Raw genomic sequence first — 18518 nt, forward strand, 5'->3', positions numbered from 1 at the left:
CATGCTCCTATGCATATCTTTCCCGTCGCCTGAAAGAGGCGGCCTTGGGGTCCAAGGCGGGTTTCCGTTGTAGGGGAACTTGGACGCGATATAGTCGGATCGATCGGAAAAGGGAAGCCTGATGCGTGTTGTTTTGATTTGGCTGGCTATGGCAGCGGGGGCCTGGGCGCAGGATCGATCAGGCGAGTTTGACTATTACGTCCTGTCGCTCAGTTGGTCGCCGAACTGGTGCGCCTACGAAGGGGACGCGCGCGGATCCGACCAATGCGATGCGCGGCATGATCACGGGTGGATTATGCATGGGCTGTGGCCGCAATACCATCGCGGCTGGCCGGAATACTGCCAAACAGCCGAGCGTCCGCCCAGCCGTGCGATGACGCGGGACATGGCGGACATCATGGGCACATCCGGCTTGGCGTGGCACCAGTGGAAGAAACACGGGGTGTGTTCCGGCCTGTCGGCACCCGCCTACTATGCCCTGTCGCGCGAGGCGTATGGCCGCGTGGTGCGCCCGCCCGTGTTCCGCAAACTTGATGAAACGGTCAAGTTGCCCGCATCCGTGGTGGAAGAGGCGTTCCTGCAATCCAATCCGAACATGGAAGCCGACGGCGTGACCATCACCTGCCGCGATGGGCATATCCAGGAAGCCCGGATATGCCTGTCCCGCGATCTTGATCCGGTGCCGTGCGGTCAGGATGTGGCGCGGGACTGTCGGGCGAAGGATGCGTTATTCACGCCTGTCCGCTGAGGGCGTCCAGCCCGGAGGGCGCATCAGGTAGCGCCACGCCTCTCCCCAGCTGCGGGCGTTGACGACATCGTGCCAAAGACCGGGAAGCTCCGAGAACCAGACGCGGATGGGATTGCGGCTGTCAAAGTCGCGTTTTAGGCCATAGCGCGGCGTCTCTTCCTCGGCCTGGTAGGTGCCGAAAAGCTGATCCCAGATCACGGTGATGCCGCCATAGTTCTTGTCGATATACTTATCGTCGCAGCCGTGGTGGACGCGGTGGTTGGCCGGGCTGTTCATAACCTTGTCGAACCATCCCAGCTTGCCGATCACTTCCGTATGAATCCACGTCTGGTAGGCCAGCACCACGATGATGCCGAAAAAGATCATCTCGGGCGAAAAGCCAAGGAAGACCAATGGGATGTGAGCGATCAGGCTCCAGACACCCTCAAGCGGGCCGAAGCGGATGCCAGTGATGATGTTGTAATCGCGCGAGGAATGGTGGACCGCGTGCTGGGTCCAGAGCACACGCACCTCATGTGCAATCCGGTGTTCCCAGTAGTAGGTCAGGTCGGCTGCAATCACGGCCAGCAGGATGCCCCACCAAGTCAGCGGAATCTGCCAGGGCTGCGCGATTTCGGCCAAGATATAGTAGACGATATAGGCACCCGTCAGGATGAAGACCTGCACGGCGATCGACGGTATTTGGGTGCTGGCACTTACCAACATCTCAGCAATCGTGCGCCCCTTGTGGCTGCCTTTGAACAAGACCTCGGCCAGTTCAATCAACAGGATGGCGATGCCAATGAAAAAGAACACTTCATCGATCTGAGTGCCGAGTGTGTCCAGACTTTCAGGTGTCATGGGCAAGTTCCTTTTGTCAGGGTACGCCAGGCCAGGGAAGCGGCCTGTTTCGGAGTTGCATCGCCGGCAACGACCGTGGCCCAGCCAGCGTAGATCAGGTTTTCGTAGGCCTGCACGATCCATTCGGTGGGGACATGCGGATCGAAGGTGCCTTCGGCCTTGGCCATGTCGATGTCATGGGCGAGATCGCGTGTTTGCGTGGCATAGACCTCGGTCACACGTGGATCTTGGCTGGCTGGGTCGGTTGACAGGAACATGTGCCGGGCTGCCAGCGGAAGAATTGCATTCAAACCGGCCTCCAACCTTTCGGTATAGGTCTGGCAATTGGCTGTTGCGTCCTCAACCGCGGCATCCAGTTCCTTAGCCGCGGTCAACGTCAGCGCGATCATCAGGTCATCGCGCCCCGCGAAATGACGGTGCAGCGTTGCGCGTCCAACACTCGCCTGCTTGGCGACATCGGCCAGCGATGCGCCTGGGTTTTGGCTGAAAACCTCGAACGCCGCTTCGAGGATACGATCTATTTTTGATACATCTTTGTCTCGCATGAGACACATATGTCTCGATTCGGTTTGATGTTCAAGGAGACCGGATCAATTCGTTTTCAGCCTCGGGCGCAGCAGACGCGTGTCGGAGCCTCCGGCGGTGGTATTTTCAGTCAGAAGAAACGAAATCGCCCGCGCCACTCATCCAGTGTGAGCACCGCGGGCGAACGGGGGAAGCTGCTGCTTCTCCTGACACGGTCATCGGCTCCACAGCCTGTACCGTCTCAAGAAAGGAGCACGTTAACCTTAACGCTTCGTTTCTTCTGACTGAAAATACCACGGGGGAGTCCGAAGGACGGGGGCAGAGCCCCATGGACAATAGTGTCGCCGACAGGCGGCCTTTGGATCACACCCTAGCCGCCTGCGACTTCCAAAACAATCTTCCCGATATGGCCCGAGCTTTCCATGCGCGTGTGTGCACCCGTGGCATCGTCCAGCGGGAACTCGGAATCCATCACCGGCCTGATCCGATCCGCCGACAGCAGTGGCCACACCGCTTCCCGTAAATCCTGCGCGATGCGCGCCTTGGCCAGATCGCTTTGCGGTCGCAATGTGCTGCCGGTCATGGTCAGCCTGCGGGTCATGAGCTGGGCAAAGTTGACCTCGGCCTTCGGGCCTTGAAGAAATGCGATCTGCACCAGCCGTCCGTCATCCGCCAGTGCCGACAGGTTCCTGGCAATGTAAGGGCCGCCGACCATGCACAGGATTAGGTGCGCGCCGCCCTCGTCCTTCATCACTTGTTTGAAATCGTCCTCGCGGTAGTTGATGGCCACCTCGGCGCCCAAATCGCGGCATGCCTGGCATTTTTCTTCGGATCCGGCCGTGGCAAACACACGTGCGCCAAAATGATTGGCCAACTGTATTGCGGTTGTACCGATCCCGGATGACCCCCCATGCACCAGAAAGCGTTCGCCGCCCGTCAAGCCTCCGCGGATGAAGACATTTGACCACACCGTGAAATAGGTTTCGGGCAAGCACGCGGCTTCCTTGAGCCCCATACCGTCCGGAACCGGCAGACAATGGGCGGCGGGTGTCGCAACATACTCGGCGTAGCCGCCACCGGGCAGCAGGGCACAGACCTTGTCCCCGATAGCCCAGCCGCTTACGCCCGGACCGATCTCGACAATTGTGCCCGACGCTTCAAGACCCGGCAGGTCGCTTGCATTCGGCGGCGGGTTGTACAGGCCAGCCCTTTGGAGCGCGTCCGGTCGGTTCACACCGGCCCAAGCCACTTCAATTACGACCTGGCCGTGATCCGCTGTGGGACGGGGACGGGTGACGGGCTGCAGCACATCCGGTCCGCCGGGTTTGGTGATTTCGACAGCGCGCATGTCCTGAGCCATTCTGATCCCTTTCGTTTTGCCCACCGTATCCCGGCATGGACAAGGAAAGGAACCCACATGCTGGTTGCCGCGCTCGGACTGAACCTGGTGATCCTGATCCCGGTGATCACTGGGTTGATGAACGGCACGATGGACAGCGCTTTTGGACCGGATACGGATGCACGGCGCATTCTTGCATGTGTCTATTTCGGCATCGCGGTTACGAGTGCTGCACTCATTGTTTTGAACGTGGTGAACCATCCATGGGCCGTGCCCATGACCTTTGCGCTCTTTGGCGTGCAGATTTCCTACAAGCTGGCAAGCGCAGTGGTTGTGGGTGTGGCAAGCCCCGTCATCCTGACAAACCTTTTTGTCCTGATCGTGCAGGTTGCCGTGATCCTGGCGTGGTCAGTTACGGGGGGAGGACCAGGTTCCGGGCAAGTCTGAATTCGAGCTATGCGACGGCGCATTGATCTGGTCCAACAGCCAGTTCGGCCCGGCAAAGAGGGTCGACAGCACCTTGCTGTCACGCATGTGCGCCTTGACCTTTTCGATCTGCATCACGTCGTCTATGCGCCGGTCAAGAAAAGCCCAGGTGGCTTGATTGTCTATGCTGTCGTCGCCCAGCCAATACAGTACCGTGGACGAGTAGACGCCTGAAAGCGTCGCGCGCTTGGTGTACCAGTTCACGTCGTCTGACGTGTCCCCCAGCGCATCCCAGATCTTGTCCGCCGTGCCCCAAATGGCCTTGGCGCCGTCCGCCGCATAGACGGGCAGGGCAAACAGGGTGGTGCCACGACGCACCGCTTCCTTGTCCGTTACCGCTTCGATCCGAAACCTGACGCCGGCGGCAATCTTGTCGCGAAAGCGATCCGGCAATGGCTCTGACTTGAGGCGGGCCAGCATCGCTTCATCGCCCTGCGCGTGATAGGCAAGGGCAAGGTCCACTGCCCCGCGGGGGCATATGGCGCGGGCCATGGTCAAATCGACATTCGCATCCGTTGCCGCCGCCTTGAACGTGGTTTCGGACCAACCGTCGAATGGGACGTGCATCAGGGCGGCGCCCAGAAGCCTGTCAATCAGGTCTTGCGATGAATCTGTCATGTGAAGAGACCTAGAGCGGGCCTTGCAAGCAGACAAGTGTCTGTGCTGTCGCATCCCGGCAACGGCTCTTTGCGCAACCTCCCGCTGCATAGCGCACCATACGGAAGCGACAGTCAGCCAACAGTGCCCTTTGGCGTTATGAAACGCGGATTGCCGCCGCAAAACACAGCCATTTCCGCGCCGAATTGCTGAAATTTTCAGCGCAAGCTCCTCCGCTTGCCCACACCTTGCTGCCTAACGAGACAGGAGCCGCTACGCACTCAGGAAAGGAACACATGATGTCCGTTGCAAGCAGTTTTGAACGCCAGATGCTCGACCTCATCAACGAGGAACGCACATCTCGCGGGCTTGATCCGCTGACACTCGAATTACGCTTGAATGACGCGAGTGAAGATCACAGCGAGTGGATGGATGACACCGGGAATTTCAGCCATACCGGCGTCAACCAATCCGATCCGGGCGACCGGATGAGAGATGCAGGTTTTGCGTTCTCCGGCAACTGGACGTGGGGTGAAAACATCGCCTTCCAATCCGAACGGGGTGCACCTGGCATCTCGGATGACGTGGTCGATCTGCACACGTCGTTGATGAACAGCCCCGGCCACCGTGCCAACATCCTGAACCCCAACTTTGAACTGATTGGAATCGGAATCGAGGAAGGCGACGGCCCTGGGTATGACGCCGTTTACGTCACGCAGAATTTCGCACGCACGTCCGCTCCGGTAAACCTTGATACCGGAGGCTCTCCGACACCGCCCGTTGACCCGGTCGACGATGATGATGTGCTGGTTGGCACGGGAGGCAATGACCGACTGGACGGCGGGGCAGGCAACGACATGTTGCGCGGTCAGAATGGAAACGACTTCCTTGCAGGTCAGGCTGGCAGTGACACGATTGAGGGTGGTGCCGGACGGGACAACATTTTTGGCGGCGCGGACAACGACGTTTTGAACGGCGGAGGTGACAATGACACCCTGAACGGGGGCGCTGGCAACGACAGGCTGAACGGCGGTGTAGGCGATGACCGTCTCAAGGGCGGTGTCGGCGCTGATGCGCTCTTTGGCACTGGCGGCAACGACACCCTGACGGGTGAGAGCGGCAATGACACTCTTAATGGTGGTTCGGGCAACGATGTCATGGGCGGCGGCGGCGGGCGCGATCTCCTCTTGGGTGGTGCGGGCAATGACCGCATTCTGGGATACGCAGACCGTGACAGGCTGGATGGCGGCACCGGGAATGACGTCGTGACCGGCGGTGCCGGTGAGGACGTGTTCGTCTTTTCCGCCGGCCGTGATGTGGTCACAGATTTCAACACTGCGGCCCAGTCGGAAGTGGTCGATCTTCGCGCTGTTGCTTCGATCACATCCTACAATGACCTGGTGAACGATGGGCATCTTCGGCAGGCAGGCAGCAACGCTGTAATTGATGATCTGGACGGCAACACCATGATCCTTCGGGGTGTGGACATAGACGATCTTCAGGCAAGTGATTTCCTGTTCTGATCGCCAACGCCTCGCTATGGACAAAGTCGATCTGGTTTGCTATGCGCACATCTCCTGCAAATCCTTGCAACTCTTATCTAGAAAGGTGGTGACAACCACATGCAGGTTAGTGTTCGCGACAACAATGTCGATCAGGCGCTTCGTGCCCTGAAAAAGAAGCTGCAGCGCGAAGGCGTGTTCCGTGAAATGAAGCTGAAGCAACATTTCGAGAAACCGTCTGAGAAAAAAGCGCGCGAGAAAGCTGAAGCGATCCGCCGGGCCCGTAAGTTGGCTCGGAAAAAAGCGCAACGCGAAGGGCTGCTTTAAGCCACCAGCGTGAGCTGACGAATTCAAGGACCCCGTAGCCGCCCGGCTGCGGGGTTTTTTTGTTTTTTGGCAATGGCCAATGAGGCGGCGGGTGAACCGGCACTCAGGGATCACGCCGTTCCAGCGTCCGAGTGGTGAGGGCGTGCGGCGGACAGACTGTCAGCCGACGATGCCCTTCGCTTCTGCATCCGCCGGACAAATGCCCGATCCCATTCTTCCAAATGACGCGTCAGCACCAAAACCTGCTTCCGTACACCACGCGAACCTGTCGACCCAAGAGGATCCGATTGACAGAATAGGTCAAGCGTCCTATTCATGATTCTAGGACAATCGACCTAATATCACAGGCGGACAAACTGAATGACACAAGACCTCTTTTCAAAGACCTCCTTGGGAAGCTTGCAGCTTCCAAATCGGATGGTAATGGCACCGATGTCCCGCAGTCGCGCCATCGACGGCGGTGTTCCAAGCCAAATGATGGTCGAGCATTATGCGGATCGGGCCACGGCAGGGCTGATCATTTCAGAATCTGCGCCAGTCTCTCAGCAGGGAGTGGGCTATCCGAATACGCCTGGCATATTCACCCCACAGCAAACGTCGGGCTGGTTGCGCATTATGAATTCCGTCCGCTCAAAGCGCGGCCGCATGTTTGCGCAGCTTCAGCATTGTGGCCGCATTTCGCACCCCTCTCATCAGGAGGACAATGCATTGCCCGTCGCCCCATCTGCCATGAAGCCTGATGGATTTGCCTTCACTGCCAGTGGTTATCAGGAATTCGAGACCCCCCGGTCGCTTGAGACGTCAGAAATTCCCGATGTTGTCGATCAATTCCGTCTTGCCGCAAAAAATGCGAAGGATGCGGGCCTTGATGGCGTCGAAGTGCATGGTGCAAATGGCTATCTGATCGACCAGTTTCTGCGAGATGGGACCAACAAGCGCACGGATGGCTATGGCGGATCCGTCGAAAACAGAACGCGGTTCCTCCAAGAAGTGATCGAAGCGGTCACTACCGTCTTTCCGGCTGACCGTGTCGGTGTGAAGCTGTCCCCTGAAAACACGTTTAATGGGATGAGCGATTCTGAGCCGCAGCAGCATTTCGAAAAAATTGTTGCCGCAATCGCCGACCATGGCTTGGCATACCTTCATGTCACCGAAGCGAGTATGGGGATCACGGGCCATATTGAAGGTTCCGCCAAAGACCTCGACTATCGTAGGCTGCGGAGCCACTTTCCCGGGACGTACATTGCAAATAACGGTTACAACAAGGCAGACGCCATTGCCGCGATCCAGTCCGGCCACGCTGATCTTGTGGCATTCGGTGCACCCTTTCTTGCCAATCCCGATCTTGTCCGGCGATATCGCGAAGACCTTCCACTGAACGCCATCGACAAGGCAACGTTCTATGTCGGGGGTAAGACAGGATACAATGATTACCCCTTCGCCGATCGCGACTTGATGTCGGCGGCCTGAGACGGGATTCGATGGGAGGGACCTAAAAATGGCAGCATCCGCCACACGCGAGAAGATCGTCACCGCAGCCGACCGGCTCTTTTATGAGCGCGGGTTCGAGGCTACCTCATTTGCGGGTGTTGCCGAATTGGTCGGCATATCCCGCGGCAACTTCTACTACCATTTCAGGACCAAGGACGAAATTCTGGACGCGGTGATTGAGCGCCGCATTAAGGATCGTCATGAAATGCTTGAAGGTTGGGTCGACAGCAACCAGACACCCAAACAATGCATTGCGAGCTTCATTGGCATTCTGGTGATGAACAACACGAAGATCCGGTCATTCGGGTGTCCGGTCGGGACCTTGTTCTCTGAGTTGGCGAAGTTGGATCACCCCGGTGGATCAGGAGCCCGCGAACTGTTCGACCTGTTCCGCATTTGGCTGCGCCGCCGTTTTGAAGAGATGGGCAGGGGACAAGATGCCGATGCGCTGGCCATGCACATTCTGGCCCGCAGCCAAGGTGCCGCAACCCTTGCCAACGCTTATCCTGACGAGCCGTTCCTTGAAACTGAGGTTGCGCAGATGCTGGCATGGCTTGATGCGGTCGCGGGATCACAAGACCAAAATGATGAGAAGGACTGAACATGTACGTTGTCACGCTGACCCTGACCGAACAAAAGTCAAAGGCTCCTGAGTTCATGGCCGCCCACAACGATTGGATCGCCCGCGGCTTTGAGGATGGCGTGTTTGTGTTGGTCGGTGGTTTAAAACCGCAAGGTGGCGGTGCCATTCTGGCGACAAACATCGACTTGTCCGCGCTTGAGCAGCGTGTCGCTGCGGACCCATTTGTATCGGAAGGGATTGCAACCCCGCATATCCAGGAACTTGCACCAGCGCGAACCGATCCGCGCCTCGCCTTCTTGAGGGACGACGCCGCATGACAGATTTCGTTGCCGCAGACGGGCTGGCCCGATGCAAGTGGAGTGGCGCGGCACCCGAGTTTCTTGACTACCACGATCACGAATGGGGATTTCCGGTGTCGGACGACATTCGTCTGTTCGAAAAACTGTGCTTGGAAAGTTTTCAGTCGGGGTTGAGTTGGCGCACGATCCTCACCAAGCGAGAAGGCTTTCGTGCAGCATTCGACGGCTTTGATTTTCACAAGATCGCCCGCTACAACGCCCGAGACATCGATCGCTTGTTGAACGATGAGAGCATCGTACGACACGCGGGCAAGATCGCCGCAGTCATCAACAATGCCGCGTGCGCAGTGAAGATGGTCGAAACGGAAGGCAAGCTTGCATCGTTTTTCTGGGGGTTTGAGCCAAACGCAGAGGATTTGGGCCCGCCCCAATCGCAATCGACCAGCGAAACCTCAATCGCGCTTGCCCGCGAATTGAAGCGTCGGGGATGGAAATTCCTGGGCCCAACAACTGTGTTTGCGTTTATGCAAGCCATGGGTTTGATCAACGACCATAGCGAAGGCTGTGCCATACGCGCCGCAGCTGACGAGGCGCGTCGCAAATTTCAGCGCCCATAAGTGCATTTGAAACGTCGAAACGGAAACAGGTTAAGTTGTGGTGAAAGCCCACCCTGTCCGGCGAGGTAGTTACAAATAGTAACGCTCAGTGCTTTGCAATGCCATGCGATGAAACTGGCGTGCTGCCGGCCCGGGCGTCATTTATAACAGACGCCCGGACCTTGTGCCTTTCGGCCTAGCCGACCAATGCGTTGTCGTCACGTTTGACCACAACGATGGACGAGCGGGGCAGTACCTCCTCGCCATCCGGGAACGTTGCGCCCGGGTGCTGGATGCCCACAAACATGGTGCGGCGATCTGCCGACCAAGTGAGGCCGGTCACTTCGGAGCCTTTGGGACCAGTGAGGAAGCGTCGGATTTCACCTGTCACCGGATCACCTGCCAGCATCTGGTTGTTGCCCATGCCTTCGAATTCACCCTCATTGCTGTCATCCCCGTCGGTTTGAATCCACATCAGGCCCGTCGAGTCGATGGCCATGCCATCGGGTGAGTTGAACAGGTTGCCTTCGTTGACGTTGGACGACCCTTTGTAGGGTCCTTCCTGCGCCTTGGGGTTGCCCGCCATCACGTACAGATCCCAGTCAAAGGTGTTGGAGGCATGGTTGTCCCCATGGGGACGCCACCGCACGATCTGACCAAAATTGTTGGCCTCCCGCGGGTTGGGACCGTTGGCCGACGTGTCGTCGCCCCCTGCATTGGGCTGCACGCCACGGTTCTTGTTGTTGGTCAGGCAGCAATAGGCTTCGACCGCCGTGGGGTTCACGGCCACCCATTCCGGGCGGTCCATCGTGGTCGCGCCCACGGCTGAGGCAGCTATGCGGGTGAAGATGGCGATATGCGCCTCGTCCATGCCGGTTGCGTCGGGTGTCAGCGCCACCCATTCGCCCGTCATGTCGTCGTTGAACTTGGCGGCATAAAGCTGCCCGTCATTCAGCAAGGTCGAGGTATCGCCACCCGGTACGTACACTTCGCGCGACAGCCACTTGTACATGAACTCGCCCCGCTCATCGTCGCCCATGTAGACGACTACGCGACCATCAGGCGCCAGGGCGCAGGCCGCGTTCTCGTGCTTGATACGCCCAAGGGCGGTGTGCTTGACGGGCGTGGCATCGGGGTTGGTTGGATCGATTTCGACCACGTAGCCCACGCGATGCGGTTCATTCGGGTTCTGGCTGACGTCAAAGCGGGCGTCCCACTTGTGATAGTCATAACCCCAGCCATCCGGGCCAACGCCGTAGCGTTCAAAGCCTGCGGCCGTCGTTTCGTCGGTGGGCATGTCGCCCGTTGCACCGAAGTAGCCGTTGAAGTTTTCCTCGCACGTCAGGTAGGTGCCCCAGGGGGTCGGACCCGATCCACAATTGTTCATGGTCCCCAGCGATGCGGTGCCCGTGGCATCCGCCTCGGTCTTGAGTAGATCGTGGCCGGATGCGGGGCCATCCAGGGTCATCGGCGTGTTGTGCGTGATGCGGCGGTTGTAGGGGCTGTCGATCACAACGCCCCAGCCATCGTCGCCTTCGGCCACTTCCATGATGGTGACGCCCTGCAGGTTCTGGAAGATCAGCACATCGTCTGCCGAGGCAGGCACGCCTTCTGCGTTGTTGGGCAGGTTGGTCTTGCGGTTTGCGTACTCGTTGTTGACCGCGAGGATCTGTTTGTTGCCCACGGTAAAGAGATGCATGCCGTCGGTGTTTTCGGCAAACACACGGTCCGAGCCCGCGACGGGCACACCGTTCGCCGGATCGAATGCGGGTGCGTCCGAGAACAACGGATCGCCCCAACGGACCAGTACGTCCCAGCTGTAGCCGTCGGGCACATGTACGGTGCCGTCGGTTTGTATCGGGATCTGATCAAAGGCAAAGCGTGAGGACTGACCGGCCATTGCCGTTGTCCCCTTCAGCATACCGGTGCCCATCACGGCCGCGCCCGACCCGAAGGCAACCACGCCCCCCAAAAAGCCCCGGCGCGAAATGGCGCGCTCTACGACCTCATCAAAGCCCTGCGTTGTTTTGCGTGGAAATTTCAGCTCGTCCCAATCGTCAAAGGACAACTCCTGAGTATCTGCGTCTTTCATCGTGAACTCCAAAATATGTAGTTGGATTGCGGCGATTCGCGCCCTCCGTGTGCGTGCCTGATGAACATCACCGCTGTATGACGACGGCCAAAATAATGGCGCTATGTCGCGGTGCAGGTCAGACCGGCAAAGCCGTTGTTTTAAAAACAGTTCTAAGTGCAAAACTTGACTGCATTTGTGCCACCCCGGGTAAGCGCGCGAGATGTTGACGGTGGATGCGCGCGAAGTCTTCAGTCCCTTCTGCAACTACCTTTAGGATATAGTCCGCGGTGCCCGCCATCAGATGACACTCTAGCACATCCGGGATGCGCGCGACTGCTTTTTCAAAGGCTTCAAGCACTTCGTCCGCCTGACCCTGCAGTGTGATCTCGACGAAAACTGTTGTCGGCACACCCATCTTTCGAGCGTCGAGCAAGGCCACGTAGTCGCGAATGTACCCCGCTTGTTCGAGCCGTTGCACACGCCGGTGGCATGCAGATGGTGACAGATGCACCGCTTCGCTCAGGTCTGCATTCGATATCCGCCCCTGTTTTTGCAGAGCAGACAGGATACGGCGATCTGTTGAATCAAGTGCCATGCGTGCAGGATCCTTCGTCACAATAGCATAAGTACGCACATTTCTTCGATGTTTGCGCACCAACACGATCCATTTCTAGTGCCCAATTGCAAGCCAATTGCGCGACTCTGGACGCAACTGGAGGAGTAACTGCTATGCACATCGGATGCCCAACTGAGATCAAGGCACAAGAATACCGTGTCGGCCTGACACCCAATGCAGCGCGCGAGGCTGTAACTCATGGTCATACTGTCAGCGTGCAAGCCGGTGCCGGAAAGGGTGCTGGTTTCGATGATGCCGACTATGTGGCGGCAGGCGCGCATATCCTGGACACGGCAGAGGAAGTCTTTGCCGTCGCAGACATGATCGTGAAGGTGAAAGAGCCCCAAGCGGTCGAGCGCAAGATGCTGCGCGAGGGACAGTTGTTGTTCACCTACCTGCATCTGGCCCCGGATCCGGAACAGACCCATGACCTGCTCGCGTCCGGCTGTACCGCCATCGCGTATGAGACCGTGACTGACACCAGTGGCGGGTTGCCCCTGCTTGCCCCCATGTCAGAGGTGGCGGGCCGCTTGGCCCCGCAAGTCGGTGCATGGACCTTGCAGAAGGCAAATGGCGGGCGCGGCGTGTTGATGGGCGGCGTGCCCGGTGTCGGGCCTGCCAAGGTGGTCGTGATCGGAGGCGGTGTTGTCGGCACGCACGCAGCCCGCGTTGCCGCCGGTATGGGCGCTGACGTGACGGTCCTGGACCGGTCCCTGCCCCGGATGCGTTACCTGGATGACGCGTTTTCCGGCCTTTTCAAGACAAGCTACGCCAGTGCGGGCAATACGGCCGAACTGGTGGCGGAGGCCGACATGGTGGTTGGCGCGGTCCTGATCCCGGGCGCCGCAGCGCCCAAGCTGGTGACGCGTGATCAGCTATCGACCATGAAACCCGGAGCTGCCATTGTCGATGTCGCGATCGACCAGGGCGGCTGTTTTGAAACGTCCCGCGCGACCACGCATGACGATCCGATCTACGATGTCGACGGGATCATGCACTATTGCGTGGCCAACATGCCCGGTGCCGTTGCCCGCACATCAACCATCGCCCTTGGCAACGCAACGATGCCGTTCATGCTGGCACTGGCGGACAAGGGCTGGCGTCAGGCCTGCGAGGATGACCCGCACCTGCTGGCCGGACTGAATGTGCATGCCGGGACACTGACCTACTACGCCGTTGGCAAAGCGCTGGGCATCGACGTGGTTGCCCCCAACCTTGCCCTCAAACAATAAGAAAGGGGCCGCTCGGATTGCACCGGGCGGCCCCACTTGGTCTTGTTTCGGTGTTGAGCCTTACTTGGCCAGAGCGTCGCGGATCTCGAGCAACACATCCAGTTCGGACGGACCTGCTGGCGCTTCTTCGGCGGGCTCTTCCGGTTTCTCTGCTGCCGCTTTGACCTTGTTCACGTAGCGCACCAACATGAACACCACGAACGCGATGATCAGGAAGTTGATCACGGCCATCAGAAACGCGCCATAGGCAAACACGGCTGCCCCGGCTTCGCGGGCCGCTTCCAGCGATGCGCCCTCGGCCACATCACCCGCCAGAACCGCATAGTTGTTGGTGAAATCCAGCCCACCCGTAAACAGACCGATGATCGGGTTGATCAGATCACCCACCAGCGATGTGACAATGGCGGTAAAGGCTGCACCGATGATGATACCCACGGCCATGTCCATGACATTGCCCTTGGCGATGAAGTCCTTGAATTCGTTTAGCATATCTAGTCCCTTGTTGGCTTCCGCACGCTCTATTTTGTTTTGATGTGCGCGTGCAAACACTGGTTAACACATCTCCTCACATGACAAAGACTATTTTGGGGGGGAATTTCGCCTATGTCGGACCCATCATTTCAAGGAGACGACCCATGGCTGACCTCAGCGCCTTTCCCATCACACAGAAGTGGATCCCCAAGGATCCGTCCGTTCTGCAACTGTTTTCGTTTCCAACACCGAACGGTGTGAAAGCGTCTATTGCGCTGGAAGAGATGGAGATCCCCTACGAGGCGCACTTGGTCACGCTGTCGGATGCGGATGTGAAAAGCCCCGAATTCCTGTCCCTGAACCCCAACAACAAGATCCCGGCGATCATTGATCCAAATGGCCCGGATGGCACGCCGGTCGGCCTGTTCGAATCCGGTGCGATCCTGATCTACCTTGCGGAAAAGTCGGGCAAGCTGATTGGCGAGACGGCCAGCGACAAGGCCCGGACGATCCAATGGCTCATGTTCCAGATGGGCGGTGTCGGTCCGATGCTCGGTCAAATGGGCTTCTTCGTGAAATTCGCCGGCTCCGATTGGGAGGATAAACGCCCACAAGAGCGGTACGTCAACGAATCCAAACGCCTGCTGTCCGTCTTGGACAAGGAACTCGGCGACAAGGACTGGATCACCGGGCAATATTCCATCGCGGATATCGCGATCGCACCCTGGCTCAACGCCCTGAACTTCTATGGTGCAAAGGAGATGATCGGTTGGGACGACCACAAAAACCTTGCAGCCTACCTTGATCGCTTCATGGCCCGCCCGGCCGTGGACAAGGCCAAGAACATTCCGCCACGCCCCTGACCCCTTCTTCTGGCTGAAAATACCTCGGGGGTTTGGGGGCTGGCCCCCAATACGGAATGGTGTCGCGCAACGTCTATTGGATCACGCTGCGCGCATCTCGGCGCTGATCTTTTCTGCCATCATGATGGTGGGGGCGTTCGTGTTCCCGCCAAGCAGGCGCGGCATCAGAGAGGCATCGACAACCCGCAGCCCCTCAACACCATGCACCCGGCCCGCAGCGTCCGTTACTGCCATCTCGTCCTGTCCCATCCGGCACGTGCCAACCGGGTGATAGATCGTATCTGCGCGCGCCCGAATGTCAGCCTCCAACCCCGCATCGCTGCCGTCATGGGGATAGAGTTGCGTGCCGCGCCACGGCTCCAGCGGTGGTGCGGTCAGTATGCTCTCCATTCGCCGTGCACCTTTCATCATCACATCCAGATCACGCCGGTCGGTCAGGTAACCGGGATCAATCAACGGCGGTTTTGACGGATCAGCAGAGTGCAGACCAACATGGCCGCGGCTGTGCGGGCGCAACACACAGACATGGCAGGAATAGCCAAACTTCACATGTATCTTGCGCATGTGCTGGTCCACGATGCCCACAACGAAATGCAGTTGCAGATCAGGACGGTCAACAGACGGATCAGAGCGCAGGAAAGCCCCCCCTTCGGCGAAGGGTGATGCGAACATGCCCGACCCATCCTTGCGCCATTGCAACCCCGCCTTGGCCAACGCCATCAAGCCCTTGGGACCCAGCCCCACAACGTCATCGCGCTTGGAATGGTAGCTGATGATATAGTCCAGATGGTCTTGCAGGTTCTGCCCGACCCCAGGCAGTTCATGGACCGGTTCGATGCCGTGCAACGCCAGTTCATCGCGCGGACCGATCCCGGACAAGAGCAGCAGTTGGGGCGATCCAAATGCACCACTAGACAGGATGACCTCCCGCCCCGCCGTGACCAGCTTCACCTTGCCTTGATGTTTGATGCGTACGCCAACCGCGCGCGTGCCATCTATTTCCACCTTATGCGCCATGGCGCGTGTCAACACAGTCAGGTTCGTCCGCGCCAGAACATTGTCCGGCAGATAGGCCGCCGCGGCCGAGCATCTCTCACCCTTGGCCGTGCCGGAATGGTGCTGCGTCACTTGGTACAGACCCACACCCGCCTGCTCCGCATCATTGAAGTCATCGGTGAAACGCAACTGCTGTTGCGCGCCGGCCTCGATAAAGGCGTTCGTGATCGGGCGCGGATCGGACTGCTCGGCGACTTGCAACGGCCCACTATCCCCATGCAGATCATCCGCACCGCGCACATTGCCCTCTGACCGTTTGAAATAGGGCAGCACGCTGTCCCAATCCCACCCGTCAGCGCCCAGTTCCGCCCATTCATCATAGTCACGCTGATGCCCGCGCACGTACAGCATCGCGTTGATGGCACTCGACCCGCCCAATGTGCGGCCACGCGGTTGAAACCCACGCCGCCCATTCAATTCGGGCTGCGGTTCCGTGTGAAAAGCCCAATTGTTGATCTTGGGTCTGCCAGAGATCATGCCCGCCACCAGCGCAGGCGCGCGGACAAAGATGTCGCGCCCCGAGCCACCCGCCTCGATCAAGCACACCGACACCGTGGAATCTTCACTCAGTCGCGACGCCATCACGCATCCCGCTGAGCCACCACCAACGATCACGTAGTCGAATTTCATCTGCGCGTCTCCCTTTCAAAAAGGCTAAGAGCGCACCCAGAGCGTTACAAGTGTGACCCAGGGTCGGCGGGTGGGCGCATTCCGGGCCAGGGGCCCGGAACAGTGCCACCAGGCGACCTATCCGGGCAAAGAGCCCGTCAGGACATAGCGCAAGACATCCACCACCTGTCCGGGCTCTTCGGCCACGGCCAGGGCTGCCGCATCCACCTCTTTCAAGGCATGGGCATGATCGGGGCCATGCAGGATGATCAACGACTTGCCCAGTGCCGCAGCATACCCCGCATCAAAGGCGGCATTCCATTGCTTGTACTGGTCGCCAAAGCGCACCACGACCACGTCCGCATCCGCAATTCCCTTGCGGGTGCGGATGGCGTTCACCATCGCGCCCTTGTGATCATGCCAGTACTTCTTGTCCTCGGACCCAAGGATCGCAACGCCGCAATCATCGCTCGAAGCGTGATCGGTCACCGGCCCGGAAAAGGTCACATCAAGGCCCTGTGCGCCATCTACTATCTGCTCTCGCCAATCGGTATGAATTTCCCCGGACAGGTATACGTTCAGCATCGCAGTACTCCTTTGTTCCCAGCTGGACCTAACCTGCGTCTGACAGCACCAAAAACAAGGGTCAAGAACGGCGGGCCACAACGAAATGACTGGGAGGGCGCAGCGGGTAGTTTCCCGTTTCGACAATCTCGAACCCGGCGCGCGCAATCCGAGCCTCGAGGCTCTCTATCGTTTCGAAGCGGACAAACGTGGCTTTTCCAACAAGTTGCATCAGTGGAATGAACCGCTTCAATAACCCGAACTTCAACCCAAGGGACCGCTCGCCAAGGCAGGGTGTCTTCGAGATGAACACGCCACCCGGCGCCAACAGGTCGTGCACGCGTGCGAGAGCCTCATCAACGCGGTCCACAAGATGGAACAGGTTGAATCCCATAACGACCTCAAACGATCCATCCGCGAGCGCCGGGCTGAATGTATCGGCCTGCAGGAAGCGCACATTATCGACGCCCATCCTGGCCTCTGCCTGCGCAATCATGCCTTCGGAAAAATCCGTGGCCAGGATTGATCCTGCATGAGGCGCGAGTTTGAGCGCCGTGCTACCTGTACCGCAACCCAGCTCCAGTACCCTGTCTGTTGGCTTGAGGTAAGACACAACCCGCTCAAGTGTCTGTTCATATGCATCCGGGTCGCTGATCGGTTGTGCCGCGTATTTGACCGCCAACTTGTCCCAGAATTGTGCGTTCGGTTTCATCATCTATCTCCTTCACCACTGCATATACAGGTGACTTCGGACGCAATAAATTGACGAATTTCGCAACATATGTATACAAATTTGCATGGATCGAGGGTTTGACTGGACGCATCTGCGCGCATTTCTGGCAACGGCGGAAACCGGGTCACTGTCCGCAGCCGCCCGGCAACTTGGTCTGGCCCAGCCCACGATCGGGCGGCAGGTCAGTGCGCTGGAGGACGCGTTGCGCCTGACCCTGTTCGAACGCACATCCCGTTCCATGACGCTGACGGATGCAGGCCGTGACCTGTTGATTGAGGCGCGCAAGATGGGCGATGCCGCCGCCCGCATCACCGTCATGGCACAAGGCCGGACGCAAGGGTTGGACGGCATAATCCGCGTCACGGCCTCTGACATGATGAGCGCCTATGTCCTGCCCGATACCTTGCTGAAACTGCGGGACCTTGCCCCGCGCCTGCGCGTTGACGTGATTGCCGCCAACGACATCCGCGATATCCTCAAGCGCGAGGCCGACATTGCCATCCGCCATGTTCGCCCGACCGAAGCTGACCTGATCGCGCGCAAGATTGGCGACTCGTCAGCGCATCTTTACGCCTCCAAGTCTTACGTGGCGGCTCGCGGCTCGCCCAAAACGGTTGAGGATCTGAAGGAACACGACTTCATCAGCATGGCCGACGATGACGCCTTTGTCGCGGCCATGGAAGAATATGGCATCCCCGTAAGCCGCGCAAACTTGCGCTCCGGTTCCACCAGCGGAATCACAACATGGGAGCTGTTGCGCAAAGGTTTCGGTATTTTCCCAATGTCGGACCACATTGGTGATCAGTTCGATGATGCAGTCCGCCTGCTGGACGGTGTCACCGACCTCAGTTTCCCGGTGTGGCTGGTCACCCACCGCGAACTGCACACAAGCAAACGCATTCGCCTTGTGTTCGACCTGCTCGCGGAGATGCTGAGCGAAACCTGATCCGTCCCTTCATCTTGCCAG

Annotated in this window: 21 protein-coding genes; 11 read left to right on the forward strand and 10 right to left on the reverse strand. The window is 58.8% G+C overall.

Annotated elements, in window-relative coordinates:
* The first annotated feature begins 121 nt into the window (after nt 1-121).
* The gene (locus Q1A51_RS13275; RefSeq protein WP_299599854.1) at nt 122-748 is read left to right on the forward strand and encodes a ribonuclease T2; all 627 of its coding nucleotides are present in this window, start codon (nt 122-124) and stop codon (nt 746-748) included.
* On the opposite strand, the gene Q1A51_RS13280 is transcribed toward Q1A51_RS13275, so the two are convergent.
* From Q1A51_RS13280 to Q1A51_RS13290, 3 genes are all read right to left on the reverse strand, one after another.
* A complete protein-coding gene (locus tag Q1A51_RS13280) occupies nt 728-1588 on the reverse strand; it encodes a sterol desaturase family protein (protein ID WP_299599855.1) in 861 nt (286 codons plus the stop codon). The two genes, Q1A51_RS13275 and Q1A51_RS13280, sit on opposite strands and share 21 nt — an antisense overlap.
* Nucleotides 1585-2133 carry a helix-turn-helix domain-containing protein gene (locus tag Q1A51_RS13285; protein WP_299599856.1) on the reverse strand — a complete coding sequence of 183 codons (549 nt, stop codon included), beginning with the start codon at nt 2131-2133 and terminating at the stop codon, nt 1585-1587. Before Q1A51_RS13285 ends, Q1A51_RS13280 begins: the two co-directional genes overlap by 4 nt.
* 350 nt (nt 2134-2483) lie before the next feature.
* The gene (locus Q1A51_RS13290) at nt 2484-3473 is read right to left on the reverse strand and encodes an NAD(P)H-quinone oxidoreductase (protein ID WP_299599857.1); all 990 of its coding nucleotides are present in this window, start codon (nt 3471-3473) and stop codon (nt 2484-2486) included.
* 57 nt (nt 3474-3530) lie between these two features.
* On the opposite strand from Q1A51_RS13290, the gene Q1A51_RS13295 reads away from it, so the two are divergent.
* On the forward strand, nt 3531-3899 hold the full coding sequence (locus tag Q1A51_RS13295) for a hypothetical protein (RefSeq protein ID WP_299599858.1): 369 nt from the start codon (nt 3531-3533) through the stop codon (nt 3897-3899).
* Here the strand turns inward: Q1A51_RS13295 and Q1A51_RS13300 are convergent.
* Nucleotides 3861-4556, reverse strand: a complete 696-nt coding sequence (locus Q1A51_RS13300) for a COQ9 family protein (protein ID WP_299599859.1) — start codon at nt 4554-4556, stop codon at nt 3861-3863. The genes Q1A51_RS13295 and Q1A51_RS13300 overlap by 39 nt on opposite strands.
* A 278-nt stretch (nt 4557-4834) precedes the next feature.
* On the opposite strand from Q1A51_RS13300, the gene Q1A51_RS13305 reads away from it, so the two are divergent.
* From Q1A51_RS13305 to Q1A51_RS13330, 6 genes are all read left to right on the forward strand, one after another.
* Entirely contained in the window at nt 4835-6058 is a 1224-nt protein-coding gene (locus tag Q1A51_RS13305; RefSeq protein WP_299671374.1) for a CAP domain-containing protein, read from the forward strand.
* A gap of 99 nt (nt 6059-6157) precedes the next feature.
* Entirely contained in the window at nt 6158-6364 is a 207-nt protein-coding gene (gene rpsU / locus Q1A51_RS13310; RefSeq protein WP_005614280.1) for a 30S ribosomal protein S21, read from the forward strand.
* A gap of 360 nt (nt 6365-6724) precedes the next feature.
* Nucleotides 6725-7834, forward strand: coding sequence for an alkene reductase (locus Q1A51_RS13315; RefSeq protein WP_299599861.1), 1110 nt, complete (start codon nt 6725-6727; stop codon nt 7832-7834).
* Nucleotides 7835-7862: 28 nt separating this feature from the next.
* Complete coding sequence (locus Q1A51_RS13320; protein WP_299599862.1) at nt 7863-8456, forward strand: TetR/AcrR family transcriptional regulator; 594 nt, start codon at nt 7863-7865, stop codon at nt 8454-8456.
* A gap of 2 nt (nt 8457-8458) precedes the next feature.
* On the forward strand, nt 8459-8755 hold the full coding sequence (locus Q1A51_RS13325) for a hypothetical protein (RefSeq protein ID WP_299599863.1): 297 nt from the start codon (nt 8459-8461) through the stop codon (nt 8753-8755).
* Nucleotides 8752-9354, forward strand: a complete 603-nt coding sequence (locus Q1A51_RS13330) for a DNA-3-methyladenine glycosylase I (RefSeq protein ID WP_299599864.1) — start codon at nt 8752-8754, stop codon at nt 9352-9354. Before Q1A51_RS13325 ends, Q1A51_RS13330 begins: the two co-directional genes overlap by 4 nt.
* Before the next feature lie 175 nt (nt 9355-9529).
* On the opposite strand, the gene Q1A51_RS13335 is transcribed toward Q1A51_RS13330, so the two are convergent.
* Both Q1A51_RS13335 and Q1A51_RS13340 read right to left on the reverse strand, forming a co-directional pair.
* Entirely contained in the window at nt 9530-11425 is a 1896-nt protein-coding gene (locus Q1A51_RS13335; RefSeq protein ID WP_299599865.1) for a PhoX family phosphatase, read from the reverse strand.
* Nucleotides 11426-11543: 118 nt separating this feature from the next.
* Entirely contained in the window at nt 11544-12002 is a 459-nt protein-coding gene (locus tag Q1A51_RS13340) for an Lrp/AsnC family transcriptional regulator (protein WP_299208610.1), read from the reverse strand.
* A gap of 134 nt (nt 12003-12136) precedes the next feature.
* Between Q1A51_RS13340 and ald the strand changes: the two genes are divergently transcribed.
* Nucleotides 12137-13255 carry an alanine dehydrogenase gene (gene ald, locus Q1A51_RS13345; RefSeq protein ID WP_299599866.1) on the forward strand — a complete coding sequence of 373 codons (1119 nt, stop codon included), beginning with the start codon at nt 12137-12139 and terminating at the stop codon, nt 13253-13255.
* A gap of 60 nt (nt 13256-13315) precedes the next feature.
* Here the strand turns inward: ald and mscL are convergent, their stop codons facing one another.
* The gene (gene mscL / locus Q1A51_RS13350; protein ID WP_299208613.1) at nt 13316-13744 is read right to left on the reverse strand and encodes a large conductance mechanosensitive channel protein MscL; all 429 of its coding nucleotides are present in this window, start codon (nt 13742-13744) and stop codon (nt 13316-13318) included.
* A gap of 146 nt (nt 13745-13890) precedes the next feature.
* On the opposite strand from mscL, the gene Q1A51_RS13355 reads away from it, so the two are divergent.
* Nucleotides 13891-14589, forward strand: coding sequence for a glutathione binding-like protein (locus tag Q1A51_RS13355; protein WP_299208615.1), 699 nt, complete (start codon nt 13891-13893; stop codon nt 14587-14589).
* Nucleotides 14590-14670: 81 nt separating this feature from the next.
* Here Q1A51_RS13355 and Q1A51_RS13360 read toward each other — a convergent pair whose 3' ends face one another.
* The 3 genes from Q1A51_RS13360 to Q1A51_RS13370 all read right to left on the reverse strand — a co-directional run bounded on the left by Q1A51_RS13360 (nt 14671) and on the right by Q1A51_RS13370 (nt 17530).
* Nucleotides 14671-16275: a GMC family oxidoreductase N-terminal domain-containing protein gene (locus Q1A51_RS13360; RefSeq protein WP_299599867.1), complete on the reverse strand. Its 1605-nt coding sequence runs from the start codon at nt 16273-16275 to the stop codon at nt 14671-14673.
* A gap of 117 nt (nt 16276-16392) precedes the next feature.
* Nucleotides 16393-16839, reverse strand: coding sequence for a YtoQ family protein (locus tag Q1A51_RS13365; RefSeq protein WP_299208619.1), 447 nt, complete (start codon nt 16837-16839; stop codon nt 16393-16395).
* Nucleotides 16840-16900: 61 nt separating this feature from the next.
* The gene (locus Q1A51_RS13370; RefSeq protein ID WP_299601072.1) at nt 16901-17530 is read right to left on the reverse strand and encodes a class I SAM-dependent methyltransferase; all 630 of its coding nucleotides are present in this window, start codon (nt 17528-17530) and stop codon (nt 16901-16903) included.
* 85 nt (nt 17531-17615) lie between these two features.
* On the opposite strand from Q1A51_RS13370, the gene Q1A51_RS13375 reads away from it, so the two are divergent.
* Nucleotides 17616-18497, forward strand: a complete 882-nt coding sequence (locus Q1A51_RS13375) for a LysR family transcriptional regulator (RefSeq protein ID WP_299599868.1) — start codon at nt 17616-17618, stop codon at nt 18495-18497.
* Nucleotides 18498-18518 lie beyond the last annotated feature (21 nt).

The sequence above is a fragment of the uncultured Tateyamaria sp. genome (assembly GCF_947496075.1).
In the GTDB taxonomy this organism is placed as follows: domain Bacteria; phylum Pseudomonadota; class Alphaproteobacteria; order Rhodobacterales; family Rhodobacteraceae; genus Tateyamaria.

What these genes read in the sequence shown, in the direction of transcription:
- Q1A51_RS13275 (WP_299599854.1), top strand. Translation starts at nt 122, where the DNA reads ATGCGTGTTGTTTTGATTTGGCTGGCTATGGCAGCGGGGGCCTGGGCG.
- Q1A51_RS13280 (WP_299599855.1), bottom strand. Translation starts at nt 1,588, where the DNA reads ATGACACCTGAAAGTCTGGACACACTCGGCACTCAGATCGATGAAGTG.
- Q1A51_RS13285 (WP_299599856.1), bottom strand. Translation starts at nt 2,133, where the DNA reads ATGCGAGACAAAGATGTATCAAAAATAGATCGTATCCTCGAAGCGGCG.
- Q1A51_RS13290 (WP_299599857.1), bottom strand. Translation starts at nt 3,473, where the DNA reads ATGGCTCAGGACATGCGCGCTGTCGAAATCACCAAACCCGGCGGACCG.
- Q1A51_RS13295 (WP_299599858.1), top strand. Translation starts at nt 3,531, where the DNA reads ATGCTGGTTGCCGCGCTCGGACTGAACCTGGTGATCCTGATCCCGGTG.
- Q1A51_RS13300 (WP_299599859.1), bottom strand. Translation starts at nt 4,556, where the DNA reads ATGACAGATTCATCGCAAGACCTGATTGACAGGCTTCTGGGCGCCGCC.
- Q1A51_RS13305 (WP_299671374.1), top strand. Translation starts at nt 4,835, where the DNA reads ATGTCCGTTGCAAGCAGTTTTGAACGCCAGATGCTCGACCTCATCAAC.
- rpsU (WP_005614280.1), top strand. Translation starts at nt 6,158, where the DNA reads ATGCAGGTTAGTGTTCGCGACAACAATGTCGATCAGGCGCTTCGTGCC.
- Q1A51_RS13315 (WP_299599861.1), top strand. Translation starts at nt 6,725, where the DNA reads ATGACACAAGACCTCTTTTCAAAGACCTCCTTGGGAAGCTTGCAGCTT.
- Q1A51_RS13320 (WP_299599862.1), top strand. Translation starts at nt 7,863, where the DNA reads ATGGCAGCATCCGCCACACGCGAGAAGATCGTCACCGCAGCCGACCGG.
- Q1A51_RS13325 (WP_299599863.1), top strand. Translation starts at nt 8,459, where the DNA reads ATGTACGTTGTCACGCTGACCCTGACCGAACAAAAGTCAAAGGCTCCT.
- Q1A51_RS13330 (WP_299599864.1), top strand. Translation starts at nt 8,752, where the DNA reads ATGACAGATTTCGTTGCCGCAGACGGGCTGGCCCGATGCAAGTGGAGT.
- Q1A51_RS13335 (WP_299599865.1), bottom strand. Translation starts at nt 11,425, where the DNA reads ATGAAAGACGCAGATACTCAGGAGTTGTCCTTTGACGATTGGGACGAG.
- Q1A51_RS13340 (WP_299208610.1), bottom strand. Translation starts at nt 12,002, where the DNA reads ATGGCACTTGATTCAACAGATCGCCGTATCCTGTCTGCTCTGCAAAAA.
- ald (WP_299599866.1), top strand. Translation starts at nt 12,137, where the DNA reads ATGCACATCGGATGCCCAACTGAGATCAAGGCACAAGAATACCGTGTC.
- mscL (WP_299208613.1), bottom strand. Translation starts at nt 13,744, where the DNA reads ATGCTAAACGAATTCAAGGACTTCATCGCCAAGGGCAATGTCATGGAC.
- Q1A51_RS13355 (WP_299208615.1), top strand. Translation starts at nt 13,891, where the DNA reads ATGGCTGACCTCAGCGCCTTTCCCATCACACAGAAGTGGATCCCCAAG.
- Q1A51_RS13360 (WP_299599867.1), bottom strand. Translation starts at nt 16,275, where the DNA reads ATGAAATTCGACTACGTGATCGTTGGTGGTGGCTCAGCGGGATGCGTG.
- Q1A51_RS13365 (WP_299208619.1), bottom strand. Translation starts at nt 16,839, where the DNA reads ATGCTGAACGTATACCTGTCCGGGGAAATTCATACCGATTGGCGAGAG.
- Q1A51_RS13370 (WP_299601072.1), bottom strand. Translation starts at nt 17,530, where the DNA reads ATGAAACCGAACGCACAATTCTGGGACAAGTTGGCGGTCAAATACGCG.
- Q1A51_RS13375 (WP_299599868.1), top strand. Translation starts at nt 17,616, where the DNA reads ATGGATCGAGGGTTTGACTGGACGCATCTGCGCGCATTTCTGGCAACG.